Source organism: Pseudomonas umsongensis, assembly GCF_012647205.1.
Classification (GTDB): Bacteria; Pseudomonadota; Gammaproteobacteria; order Pseudomonadales; family Pseudomonadaceae; genus Aquipseudomonas; species Aquipseudomonas umsongensis.
This window is the reverse complement of sequence record NZ_CP051487.1, coordinates 2,229,258-2,246,385: the sequence shown is the minus strand read 5'-3', so window position 1 is coordinate 2,246,385 and position 17,128 is coordinate 2,229,258. Positions and strand designations below refer to the sequence as shown.

The following is a 17,128-nucleotide window of genomic DNA, read 5'->3' as shown; positions in this document are numbered from 1 at the left end:
GCTCGCTCCTACAGGGGGGGGGGCACGTGTCAGGCGGCGTGTGCACCGATGAAGTTCTTGCCTCGTGCGCCCTGCAGTGCGAACTCGATCATCTCCCGGGCTTCCTCTTGCGTAACGCCGTAGTCGGCAAACTCGGTCTTTACATCGAGGCTGTGGAGGAAATTGCGCAGCTGTGCCTGCGCTTCGTCGAGGTCTTTGCCGAACACCCGTTTCAAGACCCTGTCGCGCGCTTCGTCACGTCCCCAAGCAAGGCCCAGGACCAGGGGCAAGGTGAAGGAGCAGGCGATGCCATGGGGCAGGCCGTGGCGCAGCGTCATTTCGTAGGAAATCGAGTGGGCCAACGCCGTCTTGGTATTGGAAAAGGCCAGCCCGGCCTTGAGCGCGGCCAGTGCCATGCGTGAACGCAGTTCCTTGCTGCCCAGGTCATGCCGCAACAGCGGCAGGCACTCAAGAATGTCTTCGATCGCGGAGATCGCGAAGGTGTCCGAAACCGGATTGGCGTTGATGTTCCAGATGGACTCCAGCGCATGAGACAACGCGTCCAGACCGGTTGAAACCGTGACACCCGCTGGAACAGTGAGCATCAGACCGGGATCGACGATCGCCACTTTGGGCCAGGTGCAATCCAGGTGCAGCGAGTATTTTTTCTGTCCTTCGGTATCCCAGATTGTCGCCCATGGGGTGACCTCACTGCCGGTGCCTGCCGTGGTGGGAACCGCAATCAGCGCTTTGCTGTGGGCTGGAACAAAGGGCTTGCCCGTTGCCAACAAGGCGACCAGTTCATCGAAGCGACCCGACTGCGTCCCCACGATCAATGCCTTGGCCGTATCGATGGCGCTGCCTCCGCCAACGGCGATGACTGTCTGACAATCGCCCGCTTCCTGCCAGAAGCGCTCATAGGTGCCACGCAATTGAGCGACATCGGGATTGGGCTGGACATCTTCGACGATGTATATCAGCCGCTCGCCGAGCAAATCCTGAATGCGATCGACCAGTCCCAACCCACGCGCTTCGGGAAAGATCACCAGGGCAACTTTTTGGTTTTCGGTGATCGAGGCAAGTTCTACAAGGCTGTTGTAGCCCAGACGAGTGTCAACAGGATTATGGAATCGGGCGATCATGGCGGTCCTCTACTTGTTGTTGTAAGACGTGGCGCCATACTCACGGCCCGAGGTTAACCGCACAAATCGATAATTCGCAGGTGTGCATAGGCTCAGCCGATACCAGCCGATCAACGTTGACAGCGGGTACCTGACGCGCTCATGAACTGATGAAAATCCCTCCCCCTCAGAAAAGTTGTACAAAAAAGTTGACTTGTACAGGCAACGTCCTATTCTTCAAATAACTATACAAACCCAATGCACCTGTACAAGAAAAAGAGGCGGGGAAATTCCATGCCTGCCTGCAATGGAGACACGACGTGGCTGATTTCTTGCGATGTTTTGCCAGCGAATTTGCAGCGCTGGACGGCAGCAATCTGCACAATCTCAAGCATCTGTACAGTCACGACGTACGCTTCAGTGATCCGCTCCATGAGATCCAGGGCCTGACAGCGCTGGAAGAATATTTTACTGAGCTGTATGCCAACGTCAGCGAGCTTGGTTTCACCTTCCACGGCTATGACCAGGTGCAAGACGGCGCCGGTTATCTACGCTGGACCCTGCATTATCGCCATCCCCGCTTGAGACATGGCCAACTCATAGAGGTGGTTGGCTGTTCGCACCTGCTTTGGCACAAGAAGGTGTATCAGCATCGCGACTACTTTGATGCAGGCGCTCTGCTCTATGAGCACTTGCCTCTAATGGGAAGTGCGATTGGCTGGCTAAAGGGGAGATTGGCATGAAACGCATCTGGCTCACTGGAGCCAGTAGCGGCATCGGTGCCGCCCTGGCGGAAATTTTATTGACCCAAGGCCATTTCCTGGCCGTCAGCGCACGCAATGCAACGGCCCTGGAAAAGTTACACAGGGGTCATCCGCAGCAGGTACTTCTGCTGCCGGGCGACCTGACCGATCCACGCCAGGTTCAAGTCATGGGCGAGCGAATCGGGCAAGTCTGGGGCCATCTGGATCAGGTCATCCTCAACGCTGGAACCTGCGAGTATGTGGACGCAGGCGTCTTTGAAGCCGACATGATTGAACGCGTGATGCGGGCCAATCTGTTTTCCGCCGCCTACTGCGTGGAAGCCGCCCTACCACTGTTGCGCAAGGCTCAGCGGCCGCATCTGGTGGCCGTGTGCAGCTCGGTGACCTACCTGCCGTTACCGCGCGCCGAAGCGTATGGCGCCTCAAAGGCGGCAATGCGCTACCTGTTTCAGTCCTTACGCATCGACCTGGCTCACGAAGGTATCGACGTCACGCTCGTCAGCCCGGGCTTCGTCGATACGCCACTCACGCAAAAAAACGATTTCCCGATGCCGATGCGTTGGCCGGTCGGCAAAGCTGCCTCCTACATCGCCACCCGCCTGGAAAAACGTCCCCTGGACATTGCATTTCCCTGGCCATTCATTGCCGCTCTGCGCGCATTAGCGTTATTGCCCCAACGCCTGCAACTGACGCTGGGCAGACGCATGGCGCGTCCGGTCACAGAAGAGTCTTCATGAAAATAGCCATCATCGGCAGCGGTATTTCCGGCCTGACCTGCGCCTACCTGCTCAACCGCAAACACGACATCACTGTGTTCGAAGCCAGTGACTGGATCGGTGGCCATAGCCATACGGTCGACGTTGAAGTAAAGGGCGAACGCCATGCCATCGATACGGGTTTTATCGTCTTCAACGACTGGACCTATCCCAACTTCATCCGCCTGCTGGATCAACTCGGCGTGGCCTCGCAACCCACCGAGATGAGCTTTTCGGTCCAGGACCCGCACACCGGCATTGAATACAACGGCGGCAACCTCAACCAAGTGTTTGCCCAGCGAAGCAATCTGCTTTCACCTGGCTTCTGGGGCATGTTGCGCGAGATCTTGCGTTTCAACCGCCAAGCCCCACGTGATCTGGAAGAACAGCGCATCACTGCCGACACCACGCTGGGCGCCTACCTGCGGGAAAACGGCTACGGCCAGCGTTTTATCGAACATTACATCGTCCCTATGGGGTCGGCGATCTGGTCGATGTCACTGGGCGACATGCAGCGTTTTCCGCTGCAGTTCTTCGTACGCTTTTGTAAAAATCACGGCCTCTTGTCCGTCACCCACCGGCCGCAATGGCGTGTGGTCAGCGGCGGTTCGCGCCGTTACGTAACGGCGTTGAGTGCCGGTTTTGTCGAGCGTATCCACCTTAACTGCCCGGTGTATCGCGTGGAACGTGACCTGGGCGGGGTCACCCTGCACTGTGCGACCGGAAGCAAACGTTTTGACAACGTTGTGTTCGCCTGTCACAGCGATCAGGCGCTACGCCTGTTGGCCGCTCCAAGCCAAGCCGAGCGAGAGATACTCGGTGCACTGCATTACGCCGAAAACGATGTGGTGCTGCACAGCGACACCCGCCTGCTGCCCAACCGTCGCCGAGCATGGGCGAGCTGGAACTACCGCCTCGGCGGCTCAGCCCAGCACCTGGCAGCTGTTACCTACAACATGAATATCCTCCAGGGGCTTTCGAGCGACACCACCTTTTGCGTCAGCCTGAACCAGACCGCAGCCATCGACCCCGGCAAAATCCTCGACCGCTTCCGCTACGCCCATCCGCAATACAGCCAGGCAGGCATGACCGCACAAGCGCGTTGGCAAGAATTACAGGGGCCCCAGTTCAGCTACTACTGCGGCGCCTACTGGGCCAACGGTTTCCACGAGGACGGCGTGGTAAGCGCCTTGCGCGTGGCGAGCGCTTTCGGAGAAAAACTGTGAACAGTGCACTGTACCGCGGCTGGGTCAGCCACCGACGGCTGCTGCCGCGCACCCATGGGTTTCGCTACCGCATGGGTATGCTCTACCTCGATCTGGCGGAACAATCGCAGGTGCTGGCCTTATCCTGGTTCGCCGGACATTCGCGCTGGGCCGCCTTCGCCTTCCGCGAAACTGACTACCTGCCGCTTGCAACGCGCCAGGGTATGAGCCTGAGCGATGCAGTGCGCCAGCGCGTGGAACAGGCCCTTGGTCACGCGCCGCAGGGACGCATCTGTCTGCTCACCCAGCCCCGTAGCTGGGGGCTGTCCTTTAATCCGGTCAGCCTGTTTTACTGCTTCGAATCCGACGGCAGCCTGGCCGCCATTCTCTGCGAAGTCAGCAATACCCCTTGGCGAGAGCGTTACCACTATGTGCTGCCGACCCATGCAACCGGTGAGTCATGCCACCGGGTCGCCAAGAGCTTTCACGTCTCGCCCTTCCTGCCTCGTGACCTGGAGTACCGCATGCGTTTTTCCGCTCCCGGCCAAACGCTGCACGTGAACATGCAGGATTGGCAGGGTGAGCAAAAAATATTTGAAGCCGGCCTGGGTCTGGAGCGCGTCGAACTGACGCGCCAAAGCCTGCATCGCCACCTTCTGGACTTTCCCTGGATGACCGCCAAGACCCTGCTCGGCATTTACTCGCAGGCTCTGCGCCTGCTGCTCAAGCGTCTGCCCCTGGTTTCCCATCAACCCGCCGCCGGTGAATACCGCACCGCAAACCTGGAGTCTCGCCATGACGAATCCTAGCCTGACCCCAATGACGTGTGGCTCTGCTGCCAACGGGATAGGCGCCCGTGTATTGAAAAAAGGCGTCTTGCATCAACTGGCGCACCTGCGCCACGGACATTTGGTCATCATCGTCGACGGTGAGCCACTGAGCTTCGGCCAGCCTGGCGCGGCACCGCATGGCGAGATAGAAGTGCATAATGCGGCGCTCTGGCCAATGGTGGCGGTGAATGGCTCAATTGGCGCCGGCGAGGCCTATATCCACGGTTACTGGAGCAGCCCCGACCTGACGGCCGTGATCCGCGTATTCGTTGCCAACCTCGACGTGCTGGATGGAATGGAGCGCGGCCTGGCACGTCTACGCCGTCCCCTGGCAAAAGCGTTGCACTGGCTCAACCGCAACACACGCCAAGGCTCGCAACGCAACATTTCTGCGCATTACGACCTGGGCAACGCGCTGTTTGAACACCTGCTGGACCCCAGCATGATGTATTCGGCAGCCATGTTCCGGTCCAGCAGCGATAGCCTTGAACAAGCTCAAATGTACAAGCTGGAGCGCATCTGCCAAAAGCTCGATCTCAAACCCAGCGACCACCTGCTGGAAATCGGCACAGGTTGGGGCGGCATGGCCATTTATGCGGCCACCCGATACGGCTGCAAGGTCACCACCACCACGCTGTCGCGTGAGCAGTTTGCCTACACCCAGCGCCTGATCGAAGAGCAGTGCCTGCAAGGCCGCATCACCCTGTTGCTGCAGGACTACCGTGACCTGACGGGTCAATACGACAAGCTGGTGTCGATCGAGATGATCGAGGCCGTCGGCCACCGCTTCCTGCCCACTTACTTCAAACAGTGCGCGCACCTGCTCAAGGAACACGGGCTTATGCTATTGCAGGCCATCACCATTCGAGACCAGCGCTACGAGCAGGCGAAAAAAACCGTCGACTTCATCCAGCGCTACATCTTCCCGGGTGGCGCCTTGCCTTCGGTGAGCACCATGCTGCACACCATCAGTCGCGACACCGACCTGAACCTTCATCACATGGAGGACTTCGGGCTTCACTACGCACGCACCCTTCGCCTGTGGCACGAGAACCTGCGACGCAGCCGGCACAACCTGGAAGCGTTAGGCTATGACGAGGCGTTTTTTCGCCTGTGGGAGTTTTACCTGTGCTACTGCGAGGGCGGCTTCCTGGAACGAAGCATCGGCACCGCGCACCTTTTACTCGCCAAACCCGGGGCACGGCCGCAGCCTTTCGGCCTGGAGGCGTGAACGTGCGAGGCCGGTTGTTGCTCAACGCAGGACTTTTCCAGATCGGCTGGTTCGCCTGTGTGCTGGGTGCGCAACGGCCGTGGCTGTTGCTGCTGGCAATGACCTGCCTGGCGATACACCTGCTATGGATTGCAAACACCCCTGATGAGTGGCGTTATCTGTTGAAGGTGTCAGCCTGCGGCTGGGTCCTGGACAGTGCTCTATTGCATCTCGGGGTATTCCAGTTTCCCGGTGCCACACTCATTTTGCCGCCCTGGCTGGCAATCCTCTGGCTACTTTTCGCCAGTACTTTGCGTCACAGCCTGAGCTGGACAAAGCGCCCTTGGTGGATAGGCAGCCTGCTAGGGGCTATTGGCGGGCCTCTCTCTTACTGGGGAGGTGCCAGGTTGGCTGATGTCGGCCTGCCGCTGGGTACCTGGCCCAGCATTCTGATACTCGCTTTGATTTGGGCGATGTTGATGCCGGCATTGCACTGGCTGGCCGGACAGCCTGCTCGTTGACTCAAGATTGCTTGCGGAAGAACAAGGTGATCTGGCCAACCTCCACGTTGAACTTGGACATGTACGAGCGATTGATCAGGGTGTTCTCGTCCATCAAGTACATCCAGTCGTCCAGATGAACCTCATACTCCTTGCCCTCCACCGGCAACCTCAGCACATATCGCCAGCGTAATGCATTACCTGCCACCTCACCCTGCGCCTCGCCCACCACGTCGCCAGCGGTTCCACGCCATTGGCCAGGTCCGGCCGGGGTGAGCGTCCACACGCGTTTCTGCCGAGTACCGTCGCTGTACGTAAATGACTCGTCGAGGATCAGCTGATTACCTTCAGAGTGGCCATTGATCTCTACGTGGAAGCGTTTGGTGACCTCGCCTGAACGCTTTTGAAAGATTCCCCAGGCTTCAACCCGCCCCTCGAAAAATTCGCGCAAATCAAGCTTGGGGGTTTCCTGACTGTAGGTCTGCACATCCACCCGACTACAACTTGCAAGGCCGATGCACAGCAGCAATAGCCATATCCTCAGCATGCATATCTCCTCGATGTTTTCAGGGTTTGGCGATGCCCAGCAATTGGGCGCGCAGTTGCGGGTCGCGGGTTCGAGGGTCAAGCCAGATGGAAAAGAAGGCTTCGGCGAACGCCTCGTCCTTCACCACATGCCGTAGATTCTCGCCGACGTAAAAACGTGCGCCCTGTGCGGGCACATAGACGCCTGTAATGCGGTCACCGGCGCGCACATCGACAAAGGCCTTGAGCATCTCCCGCTCCCAACGGGCCATCAATTGCGAATTCGGCGGGGTGCGCGACAGGCGGCGGATTTCCTTGATGCTGGCCTCGACCAGATCCTCGCGACTGATCGCGCGACGGTAGGTCAGTTCCAGCGCAAAAGGCACATCCGCGCCTGGCAGATCACCGGCAAGCAGGCGTGGGCTCCACAATTGCGCGCTGTAGATGGAAAAACCGAATATTCGCATCTCGCCGCCCCCTATCCGACGAGCATCGGGCAGGGCTTCGCGCCAATCAGCCAACAGTCCTGGGCTCTGGAGCATCAGAACAAGACAGACAACGTGGCGGATAAAGCGGTCTGTCTGCATAACGTGCAAAGGCCTCGATAAGACTCAAGGGACGCCTTTAAAAGCTATACCAAATTTTTATTTTGTACAGCTAATAACCGCTATGGTCAGCGTTGAAAGGCGGTATCTGACGAGCTCAAGCCCTCACGGAGATCACGCCCCTGCCATCTCCCTGACAATGTCAAAGAACGTCGTCAGGATGCGCCGGGAACTCTGCGCTCGCAGGCAAACCAGGGTCTCGGTGAAGCGTTGCTGGCAATCGACGATCGGCAAGCCGCGAATCCGCGAATCCGCACCGAGTTCGGCCGCCGAAACAACGCCGACGCCCATACCGATGGCGACGGCCTCACGGGCCGCTTCACGCCCCTCCACCTCGATGGCCTTGCGAATGCGCAAGCCCGCGGTTGCCATCTCCTCCTCCAGGGACAGTCGCGTCACCGAGCCCTGCTCGCGCAATACCAGGGGCGTGTTGTCCAGGTCGGCGAGGCAGATGGAAGTTCGTTGTGCCCAGGGATGGTCATGGGCGACGAAGGCGAGCATCGGATCGCTGCGCAGGGGCAGCTTGAGCAGTCGGTCATCTTCGATATTGCGCCCCAGCAGGGCGATGTCTGCCTGGTGGCCGAACAGCCGCTGCAGGACCTCATCGGTATTGGCCGTTTCCACTTTCACATCCACGCCCGGGTATCGAGCACAGAAGCGCGCGACGTAAGGCAGCACATGCACGGGCGCGTCCACGGCCAGGTTCAGGGTCCCTGTCGACAGGGTGCGGTAGTCCATCAACATGTCGTGGGCATCGACACTGATATCGAACAGGCGCTGGGTCAGCCCGAACAAGCGCTCGCCCACTTCCGTCAGTCGCACCAGGCGTTTGTCTCGGAAAAACACCATCACGCCGTAGTACTCCTCAAGCTTGCGCACCTGGTCGGACACCGCCGGCTGGGACAGGCACAGCTGTTCGGCCGCGCGCGTGAAACTGCCATTGATTGCCACGGCGTGGAAAGCCTTGAGCTGGGTATGGGAGATCGTCATGGGGCCTACCTATAGTTTCAACTTATTCATACATACGATAAATCGATTTTATTTATGAACAATGAACTGCAAGGATGGATTTCGCAAATGCCTTGGCCAACGAGCCGCTGCTTGGATCAATCAGGAATGCCTAATGGAAATCGAACGTTTCGCCACGATAAAACGCCGTTCGGACATGGTCCGGCATGACAACGTCCTCTACATCGGGGGCCAGGTTGCCACGGACCTCAGTGGCAATATCGAGGCACAGACCCACGAGGTTCTTTGCGCCATCGAGCAGCTGTTGCTCAGTGTCGGCAGCGACCGTACGCGGGTGCTTTCGGTGCGCATCCTGCTGGCTCACCGCGAGGACTATGAAGGGCTCAACAGGGTCTGGGACGAATTTTTCCCCGAAGGCCATGCCCCCGCACGCGCTTGTACCCTGGCCAACCTGATCGACCCCGGTTGGCGCGTGGAAATGATCGTGGTCGCCGCCTGCGGCTGATTGCGTCCTGAATGCCACCCCGCAACCTTTCGAACGGAGACTCCCCATGCGCCCCTTCTGGCTCGACCAGGCCCTGAAAAGCCAATCCGATACGCCCTGCCCGCCATTGCGCCAAGACACCCACGCCGACGTCTGCATCGTCGGCGGTGGTTACACCGGCCTTTGGACCGCCATCATGCTCAAGGAACAGAACCCCGAACTGGACGTTGTCATCGTCGAAGCGGACATCTGCGGTGCCGGCGCCAGTGGACGCAACGGCGGTTGTGCGCTGTCCTGGTCGGCCAAGTTCTTCACCCTGGAACGCTTGTTCGGGGTCGAAGAGGCTGTGCGCCTGGTCAAGGAATCGGAACAGAGCATCTACGCCATCGGCGCCTTCTGCAAAAAATACGCGGTGGACGCCAACTACCGCCTCGATGGCACGCTCTACACCGCGACCAACCGCGCCCAGGTCGGTTCGACGGACGGGGTGATCGCGGCGCTGGAGCGCAATGGCATCAACTCCTTTACCAAACGCGCACTCCCTGAGGTGCAACGCATGTCGGGTTCAACCCGTCACGTCGAAGGCTGGTTCTCACCGGCGGCGGCCAGTGTGCAACCGGGCAAGCTGGTGCGTGGCCTGCGCCGGGTTGCGCTCGACCTGGGCGTGCGGATCCACGAGGGTTCGCCAATGACCGGCCTCGAACACGGGCTGCCGGCCACCGTCAACACGCCGGGCGGGAAAGTCGTGGCCAAGCGCGTAGTCATGGCCATCAACGCCTGGATGGCCCGTGCCTTTCCAGAGTTTTCGCGCTCGGTGGCCATCGTCTCCAGCGACATGATCATTACCGAACCGCGCCCCGACCTGCTGGAACGAATCGGCCTGACCAGCGGGGTCACCGTACTCGACTCGCGCATCTTCGTGCACTACTACCACAACACCCCAGACGGCCGGATCATGCTCGGCAAAGGTGGCAATACCTTCGCCTACGGCGGTCGCATCTTGCCAGTATTCGACCAGCCTTCGCCCTACAAGGGCTTGTTGCGCAAGACCCTGGCCGAGTTCTTCCCGGACTTTGCCGATGTCGGCATTGCCGCCACGTGGAACGGCCCGTCCGATCGCTCCGTCACCGGGCTGCCGTTCTTCGGCCGAATGGGCGCAAGCGGCAACGTGTTTTATGGCTTCGGCTATTCCGGCAGCGGCGTCGGTCCCTGTCATATGGGTGGGCAAATCCTTTCATCGCTGGTGTTGGGGCAGGACAACCCCTGGACACGCTCGCCGCTGGTGCAAGGACCGCTCGGCCTGTTTCCGCCAGAGCCGATCCGCTACCTGGGCTCGCTGATGGTGCGCAACGCCATTCGCCGCAAAGAGCACGCCGAGGACCGCAACCTGCGCCCCCGTCGACTGGACGTGCGCCTGGCGAAGTTCGCCGCGGCGGCGGGCAAGTCGGACAAGGCATAGCGCAGCGTCAGGTCTGCGATATTTGTTTGGGTGATCAACCCTGCCTGGCGCTTGCCAGGCGGGGTTTCCTGGTTTCAACCGTTCAATTGAGCCGCGAGCGAAGATTTGCGGCGTGCCGATATCGATCAATGCGCCCAGTTTCCACTTATAAGCCCAGCTTGTTTGTGACATGTGATAAATCGATTTCAGTTATTTTTCCGCAGGTGTTTTGATCAGCACATGCATCACTCCCCTACAAGAACAACACCGCCGGAGAAGATCATGACCAAAGCTGAATTCCCGACCACACAGGCGCTGGCTACCCCAGCCTTGGGTGAACCCTACCTGCTGACCCCAGGGCCGTTGACCACGTCCAAGGCCACCAAGGAAGCCATGCTGCGCGACTGGGGCTCATGGGACGTTTCCTTCAATCAAGTCACGGCCGAGGTTCGCCAGAACCTGCTGAGCATGGCCGGCGTCGCGGACGACAGCTTCGCCTGCGTGCCGTTGCAAGGCAGTGGCAGCTACTCGGTGGAAGCCGCCTTGGCCACGGCCATCCCCCGTGACGGTAAAGCGCTGGTGCTGATGAATGGCGCCTACGGCCAACGCGCCACCAAGACCCTGGAGTACCTCGGTCGCGACTTCATCACCCTGGACAAAGGCGACTATTTGCCGCCACAGCCCGAGGAAGTCGACGCCCTGCTCAAGGACAATCCGGACGTCACCAACGTCTTCATCGTCCATTGCGAAACCAGCTCCGGCATTCTCAATCCGCTGCGCGAAATCGCCGATGTGGTGAAGGCCCATGGCAAGAGCCTGATCATCGATGCCATGAGTTCCTTCGGCGCCGTGCCGTTGACGGTCAAGGACATCACGTTCGACGTGGTGGTGTCTTCTGCCAACAAATGCATCGAGGGCATTCCGGGGTTCGGCTTCGTCATCATCCGCCGCTCCGTGCTGGAGGCCGCCAAAGGCCGCGCCAACTCCTTGAGCCTGGATCTGTACGAGCAGTGGGTGTACATGGAGCGCACCGGCCAATGGCGTTTCACCCCTCCGACCCACAGCGTCGTGGCTTTCCATAAAGCCCTGGAGCAACACACTGCCGAAGGCGGCGTGCATGGCCGCCTGGCCCGCTACACTCGCAATCGCGATGTACTGGTCGCCGGCATGCGCAAGCTTGGCTTCAAAACGTTGCTGGAAGACCGTTGGCTGTCGCCGATCATCACCACGTTCTTCAGTCCGGAACATCCGAACTTTGAGTTCAAGCGCTTCTACGATGAACTCAAGGCCCGCCAGTTCATCATCTACCCCGGCAAACTGACCGTCGCCGAGAGTTTCCGCATCGGCTGTATCGGCCAGATCGACGAATACATCGTCCATCAATTGCTGCGCGCCATCGCCGACAGTCTTGTGGCGATGAACGTCGACATGCATCTACCGGCAGGCTGACCGCCCCTTTAAAGGTCTTTGTCAATTCGAGCACGGGTGCAATGGGTAGCACCTTTGGACAGGGATCTTTTTTTAAACATGGATTCGCTGACTGATCGCCAGGCAGAGCCGGGCAGCCGTCAGCGATCGCGTCAATTTAATGCTTAAAGCCTGATGCCATCTCACGGCCATCTGATCGATGCCGTGTGCGTGGACAGTCTTTCTGTACCGAAAACAAAAACAAAACTCATTATTTGCGCTGTCTGGCACCACATACGGGATCAGAACACCATGAACAAGAACGCTACAAGTCCTCTCGCCACTGGCTGGAAATCGCTCCAGCGTTGGCGCATGCAAGTTTTCCTCATCACCTGGGTGGCCTATGCCGCCTTCTACTTCACCCGCAAGGCGTTTTCCGTTGCCAAGCTGGGTATTGGCGAAGACCCGGACTTCATGCTCGAAAAGGCCATGATGGCCAATCTCGACGCCCTCTACCTGACCGCGTATGCCGTGGGGCAGTTTCTGTGGGGCAACTTCTCCGACCGCTTCGGCCCCAGGGTCGTGGTCCTGAGCGGGCTCGTTATTTCGGCGCTGGCCGCGCTGCTGATGGGTACTTACGCGACCCTGCCGATTTTCGCTTCCTGCATGCTGGTCCAGGGCCTCGCCCAGTCCACCGGTTGGTCGGGGCTGTGCAAGAACGTCGGCAGTTTCTTCAGCACCAGCGAGCGCGGCCGCGTGCTGGGTTTCTGGAGCACCTCCTACGCCTTCGGTGGCCTGGTCGCCACGCCGTTTGCCGGCTGGTGGGCCTACAACCACTACCACGACTGGCGCCTCGCGTTTATCAGCAGCGCCGTGGTGGTCCTGGTGGTGGCGGTGTTGTTCTTCTTCCTGCAACGCAACAAGCCGGAAGACGTCGGCCTGCCGCCGGTGGAGATCGAAATCGAGCCCGTCAGCAACGTCGTGGTACCGCGTGAAAGCATGTGGGCCGGCTTGCGCACCGTGATGAAAAATCGGACCGTGCTGGTGCTCGGCCTCGCCTACTTCATGCTCAAGCCAGCGCGCTACGCCATCCTCCTGTGGGGGCCGGTGATCATCTACGAGCGCATGCCCGAGATCGGCAAGGTGGCCTCAGCCATCGTTCCCACCTCGTTTGAACTGGCCGGTTTGATCGGACCGATCCTCATCGGTATCGCCTCGGACAAGTATTTCGGCGCCCGTCGTATTCCCGTCTGTGTCCTAAGCCTGGTGATCCTGACTGCCTGTCTTGCGCTGTTCGTTCCCGCCATGCAAAGCGGCAGCCTCTACATCGTGGTCGGCCTGCTGTTCATGATGGGCCTGTCTCTTTACGGGCCGGACTCGATGCTCAGCGGCTCGGCGGCGATCGACTTCGGCAGCAAGGACGGCGCGGCCTCCGCCGCAGGCTTCGTCAATGGCTGTGGCTCGGTCGGTGCCGTGCTCGGTGGCTTGCTGCCGGGTTACTTCGACACCATCACCGTGTTCCTGGTGTTCACCGGCGCTGCACTCCTGGCCAGCCTGATGCTGGTGCCCTTCTGGAACAGCCGCCCGAAAACAGTGGAAAGCCCGGTGCTGTCCTCGACGCCGGTGCAGCCGGTCGTACTTGGCACCAACTCCTGAACCCGAACCCATCTATCAATTATCACTGGAGCAATCATCATGAATTACCAACAACCTTCTCAGTTGCAAGCCGTGGTTCTGGACTGGGCCGGCACCGTCGTTGATTTCGGTTCTTTCGCACCGACGCAGATTTTCGTCGAGGCCTTTGCCGAGTTCGGCGTCGCGGTGTCCCTGCAAGAAGCTCGCGGGCCGATGGGCATGGGCAAGTGGGACCACATCCGCACGCTGTGCAACGAGCCACAGATTGCCGACCGCTACCACGCCGTGTTCGGCCGCTTGCCAACCGACGATGATGTCACCGCCCTCTACGAGCGCTTCATGCCGCTGCAGATCGAGAAAATCGCCCTGCATTCGGCGCTGATTCCCGGTGCGCTCGAGACCATCAACGGCCTGCGCGACAAGGGCCTGAAAATCGGCTCCTGCTCCGGCTATCCGGCCGTGGTCATGGAGAAGGTCGTGGAACTGGCGCGCAAGAACGGCTATGTCACCGACCACGTGGTGGCGACCGACGAAGTGCCCAATGGACGCCCGCACCCGGCGCAAGCCTTGGCCAACGTCATTGCCCTGGGCATCAGCGACGTCGCCGCTTGCGTGAAGGTCGATGACACCTGGCCGGGCATTCTCGAAGGCCGAAGCGCGGGCATGTGGACGGTGGCGCTGACCTGCTCCGGCAACGCACTGGGCCTGACCTATGACCAATTCAAGGATTTGTCCCTGGAGGCATTGGCCGAGGAACGCGCGCGCATCGTCAAGATGTTCGAAGGCTCGCGCCCTCACTACCTGATCGACACCATCGTTGATTTGCCGGCGGTCATCGAAGACATCAATGCGCGTCTGGCACGTGGGGAAACCCCTCAGGGTTCCTGACCCTGTCGGCTTGCGCAATTGACAGTGGCCGTCCCAAGGACGGCCACATCCAAAAAAAACAAGAGAACGCCACCATGAACTACGCCCACCCTGGCACCCCCGGTGCCATCGTTTCCTTCAAGTCCCGTTACGGCAATTACATCGGCGGCGAGTTCGTCGCACCGGTCAAGGGTCAGTACTTCACCACGACCTCGCCCGTGAATGGCCAACCGATTGCCGAATTCCCGCGCTCCACGGCTGAAGACATCGACAAAGCCCTGGACGCTGCCCACGCGGCCGCCGATGCCTGGGGCAAGACGTCGGTGCAGGACCGCTCTTTAGCGCTGCTGAAAATCGCCGACCGCATCGAACAGAACCTGGAACTGCTGGCCGTCACCGAAACCTGGGACAACGGCAAGGCCGTGCGCGAAACCCTCAACGCCGACATCCCGCTGGCCGTGGACCACTTCCGCTACTACGCCGGTTGCATCCGCGCCCAGGAAGGCAGCTCGGCCGAAATAAACGAACACACCGCGGCGTATCACTTCCATGAACCCCTGGGCGTGGTCGGGCAGATCATCCCGTGGAACTTCCCGATCCTGATGGCCGCCTGGAAACTCGCCCCGGCCCTGGCCGCCGGTAACTGCGTGGTGCTCAAGCCTGCCGAACAAACCCCGCTGGGCATCACCGTGCTGGTCGAGCTGATCGGCGACCTGTTGCCACCCGGCGTGCTGAACATAGTGCAGGGCTTCGGCAAAGAAGCCGGCGAAGCCCTGGCCACCAGCAAGCGCATTGCCAAGATCGCCTTCACTGGCTCGACCCCGGTCGGCTCGCACATCATGAAATGCGCGGCCGAGAACATCATTCCGTCCACCGTGGAGCTGGGTGGCAAGTCGCCGAACATCTTCTTCGAAGACATCATGCAGGCCGAACCGTCCTTCATCGAGAAGGCCGCCGAAGGCCTGGTGCTGGCGTTCTTCAACCAGGGCGAAGTCTGCACCTGCCCTTCCCGCGCCCTGGTGCAGGAATCGATCTACGACGACTTCATGAAAGAGGTGATGAAAAAAGTCCTGTCGATCAAACGCGGCGACCCGCTGGACACCGACACCATGGTCGGCGCCCAGGCGTCCGAGCAGCAATTCGACAAGATCCTGTCCTACCTGGAAATCGCCAAGGGCGAAGGCGCCGAGCTGCTGACCGGCGGCAAGGTGGAAAAACTCGAGGGCAACCTGGCGAGCGGCTATTACATCCAGCCGACGCTGCTCAAGGGCACCAACAAGATGCGCGTGTTCCAGGAAGAAATCTTTGGCCCGGTGGTGAGCATCACCACCTTCAAGGACGAAGCCGAAGCCCTGGCCATCGCCAACGACACCGAGTTCGGCCTGGGTGCCGGCCTGTGGACCCGCGACATCAACCGCGCCTATCGCATGGGCCGGGCGATCAAGGCGGGGCGCGTGTGGACCAACTGCTACCACCTGTACCCGGCGCATGCCGCGTTCGGTGGCTACAAGAAGTCCGGCGTCGGTCGTGAAACCCACAAGATGATGCTCGACCATTATCAGCAGACCAAGAACCTGCTGGTGAGCTACGACATCAATCCGCTGGGCTTCTTCTGATTTCGCACTAACAACACAACCACCTTGTAGGAGCGAGCATGCTCGCGAAAAACCTGAGCACGCCACGGGGTGCCAGACTAATCGCGTCATCGTTGACGACCATCGTCGGAACGCCGCCCGGAGCATGCTCGCTCCTACAAGGATCACGCCGTATCTGCAGGTGAATCCCCGATGAAAATCCGTTACAAGGTGAGCCTTGTGGCTGCTGCTGTGCTGTTGGTGACGACCAGCCTCCTGTCGCTGGTTCAGGTAGGGCAGATACGAACGATTCTGCGTAACCAGGTCGAGGCCAGCATTTTTGAATCGAGCAACGCCGTGGCACGCCAGATCGAAAACTGGCTGAACGGCAAACTTCATCTGATGGACCTGGCCGCCCAGGCGATCGACAGTCAGTACAGCGCGCAAGCGACCCAGAGGATCATCGACTCAGCCATTTTGAAAGACGAATTCAAGCTGGTATTCGGTGCCCTTGAGTCCGACGGCAAACCCATCAAGAACGCTTCACCCTGGAATCCAAAACCCGACTATGACGGTCGCACCCGCCCTTGGTATGCGACGGGTAAAGCAGGCAGCCAAGCGGTCTTGACCGAACCCTACAAGGACTCCACCACCGGCGAAATCCTGATCTCGGCGGTGGCCCGGATCAGCGACGCGGGTCAACCGTTCGGGGTATTCGGTGGTGACATCCGCCTGACCACCGTGGCCGATGCCATCAACACCCTGGATTTCGGCGGCGCCGGGTATGCGTTCCTGCTGAGTAAAAGTGGCAACATCATTTCTCACCCGGACGCCGGGCTGAATGGTCAACCCTACAGCCAGCTTTTCGCCGGTAGCGCCCTGCCGCTGACCGGTCAACTTCAAGAAGCCAGCGGCGGTGGAAAGTCGCTCCTGGTGTCCTTCATTCCGCTCACCGATCTCAAGGGCATGGATTGGTACATCGGTGTGGTGCTGGACCAGGACATCGTCATGGCCGCAGCCCGCATCCTCAGCTGGCGAGCCGTGATCGGTACTGGCCTGGGTGTGCTGCTCAGCCTGTTGGTCCTGGGCTTGCTGGTCCGGCGACTACTCTGGCCGCTGGATCGGCTCAAGGCGTCACTGGCAGACATCAACCGCGGAGACGGTGACCTCACCCACCAATTACCCGTGTCTGGCAATGATGAAATTGCGCAGGTCTCCAGGGAGTTCAACCAGTTCCTGCAAAACCTCAAATCGCTGATT

General features: G+C 59.9%; 16 protein-coding genes and 1 pseudogene. 13 read left to right on the top strand and 4 right to left on the bottom strand.

The genetic code is table 11. The annotated features are described in order from the left end of the window. Nucleotides 1-29: 29 nt before the first annotated feature. Entirely contained in the window at nucleotides 30-1,121 is a 1,092-nt protein-coding gene (psrA, locus tag HGP31_RS10095) for an iron-containing alcohol dehydrogenase PsrA (protein WP_168757601.1), read from the bottom strand. A gap of 299 nt (nucleotides 1,122-1,420) precedes the next feature. Here psrA and HGP31_RS10090 point away from each other — a divergent pair, with 299 nt between their 5' ends. The 6 genes from HGP31_RS10090 to HGP31_RS10065 are packed head-to-tail and all read left to right on the top strand — an operon-like array spanning nucleotide 1,421 to nucleotide 6,385. Beyond that, nucleotides 1,421-1,843: a nuclear transport factor 2 family protein gene (locus HGP31_RS10090; protein WP_168757600.1), complete on the top strand. Its 423-nt coding sequence runs from the start codon at nucleotides 1,421-1,423 to the stop codon at nucleotides 1,841-1,843. After that, a complete protein-coding gene (locus HGP31_RS10085; RefSeq protein WP_168757599.1) occupies nucleotides 1,840-2,601 on the top strand; it encodes an SDR family NAD(P)-dependent oxidoreductase in 762 nt (253 codons plus the stop codon). Before HGP31_RS10090 ends, HGP31_RS10085 begins: the two co-directional genes overlap by 4 nt. Beyond that, nucleotides 2,598-3,845 carry an NAD(P)/FAD-dependent oxidoreductase gene (locus HGP31_RS10080; RefSeq protein ID WP_033042016.1) on the top strand — a complete coding sequence of 416 codons (1,248 nt, stop codon included), beginning with the start codon at nucleotides 2,598-2,600 and terminating at the stop codon, nucleotides 3,843-3,845. The genes HGP31_RS10085 and HGP31_RS10080 overlap by 4 nt, the downstream gene beginning before the upstream one ends. Beyond that, nucleotides 3,842-4,633 (top strand): DUF1365 domain-containing protein, encoded by a 792-nt coding sequence (locus tag HGP31_RS10075; protein WP_168757598.1) that lies wholly within the window; start codon nucleotides 3,842-3,844, stop codon nucleotides 4,631-4,633. Before HGP31_RS10080 ends, HGP31_RS10075 begins: the two co-directional genes overlap by 4 nt. Continuing rightward, on the top strand, nucleotides 4,620-5,885 hold the full coding sequence (locus HGP31_RS10070; RefSeq protein ID WP_151141352.1) for an SAM-dependent methyltransferase: 1,266 nt from the start codon (nucleotides 4,620-4,622) through the stop codon (nucleotides 5,883-5,885). Before HGP31_RS10075 ends, HGP31_RS10070 begins: the two co-directional genes overlap by 14 nt. Nucleotides 5,886-5,887: 2 nt before the next feature. Next, entirely contained in the window at nucleotides 5,888-6,385 is a 498-nt protein-coding gene (locus tag HGP31_RS10065; RefSeq protein WP_151141350.1) for a DUF2878 domain-containing protein, read from the top strand. A gap of 1 nt (nucleotide 6,386) precedes the next feature. Here the strand turns inward: HGP31_RS10065 and HGP31_RS10060 are convergent, their stop codons facing one another. From HGP31_RS10060 to HGP31_RS10050, 3 genes are all read right to left on the bottom strand, one after another. Next, a complete protein-coding gene (locus tag HGP31_RS10060) occupies nucleotides 6,387-6,911 on the bottom strand; it encodes a DUF3833 domain-containing protein (protein ID WP_168757597.1) in 525 nt (174 codons plus the stop codon). A 19-nt stretch (nucleotides 6,912-6,930) separates the two neighbouring features. Continuing rightward, entirely contained in the window at nucleotides 6,931-7,476 is a 546-nt protein-coding gene (locus HGP31_RS10055; RefSeq protein WP_168757596.1) for a chalcone isomerase family protein, read from the bottom strand. A 132-nt stretch (nucleotides 7,477-7,608) separates the two neighbouring features. Further along, the gene (locus tag HGP31_RS10050; RefSeq protein WP_020800141.1) at nucleotides 7,609-8,484 is read right to left on the bottom strand and encodes a LysR substrate-binding domain-containing protein; all 876 of its coding nucleotides are present in this window, start codon (nucleotides 8,482-8,484) and stop codon (nucleotides 7,609-7,611) included. Between the two features lie 133 nt (nucleotides 8,485-8,617). Here HGP31_RS10050 and HGP31_RS10045 point away from each other — a divergent pair, with 133 nt between their 5' ends. The 7 genes and pseudogenes from HGP31_RS10045 to HGP31_RS30945 form a co-directional block, all read left to right on the top strand. Next, nucleotides 8,618-8,968, top strand: a complete 351-nt coding sequence (locus tag HGP31_RS10045) for a RidA family protein (protein ID WP_020800140.1) — start codon at nucleotides 8,618-8,620, stop codon at nucleotides 8,966-8,968. A gap of 46 nt (nucleotides 8,969-9,014) precedes the next feature. Further along, the gene (locus HGP31_RS10040) at nucleotides 9,015-10,406 is read left to right on the top strand and encodes an FAD-dependent oxidoreductase (RefSeq protein ID WP_168757595.1); all 1,392 of its coding nucleotides are present in this window, start codon (nucleotides 9,015-9,017) and stop codon (nucleotides 10,404-10,406) included. A 261-nt stretch (nucleotides 10,407-10,667) separates the two neighbouring features. Then, nucleotides 10,668-11,834 (top strand): 2-aminoethylphosphonate--pyruvate transaminase, encoded by a 1,167-nt coding sequence (locus HGP31_RS10035; protein WP_168757594.1) that lies wholly within the window; start codon nucleotides 10,668-10,670, stop codon nucleotides 11,832-11,834. Between the two features lie 270 nt (nucleotides 11,835-12,104). Beyond that, on the top strand, nucleotides 12,105-13,448 hold the full coding sequence (locus tag HGP31_RS10030) for an MFS transporter (protein WP_168757593.1): 1,344 nt from the start codon (nucleotides 12,105-12,107) through the stop codon (nucleotides 13,446-13,448). A gap of 39 nt (nucleotides 13,449-13,487) precedes the next feature. Beyond that, nucleotides 13,488-14,315, top strand: a complete 828-nt coding sequence (gene phnX, locus HGP31_RS10025) for a phosphonoacetaldehyde hydrolase (RefSeq protein WP_151141343.1) — start codon at nucleotides 13,488-13,490, stop codon at nucleotides 14,313-14,315. A gap of 74 nt (nucleotides 14,316-14,389) precedes the next feature. Next, entirely contained in the window at nucleotides 14,390-15,910 is a 1,521-nt protein-coding gene (gene exaC / locus HGP31_RS10020; RefSeq protein WP_083348609.1) for an acetaldehyde dehydrogenase ExaC, read from the top strand. Nucleotides 15,911-16,081: 171 nt separating this feature from the next. Beyond that, nucleotides 16,082-17,107: pseudogene (locus HGP31_RS30945) on the top strand (HAMP domain-containing protein); the annotation flags it as partial. Nucleotides 17,108-17,128: the final 21 nt, after the last annotated feature.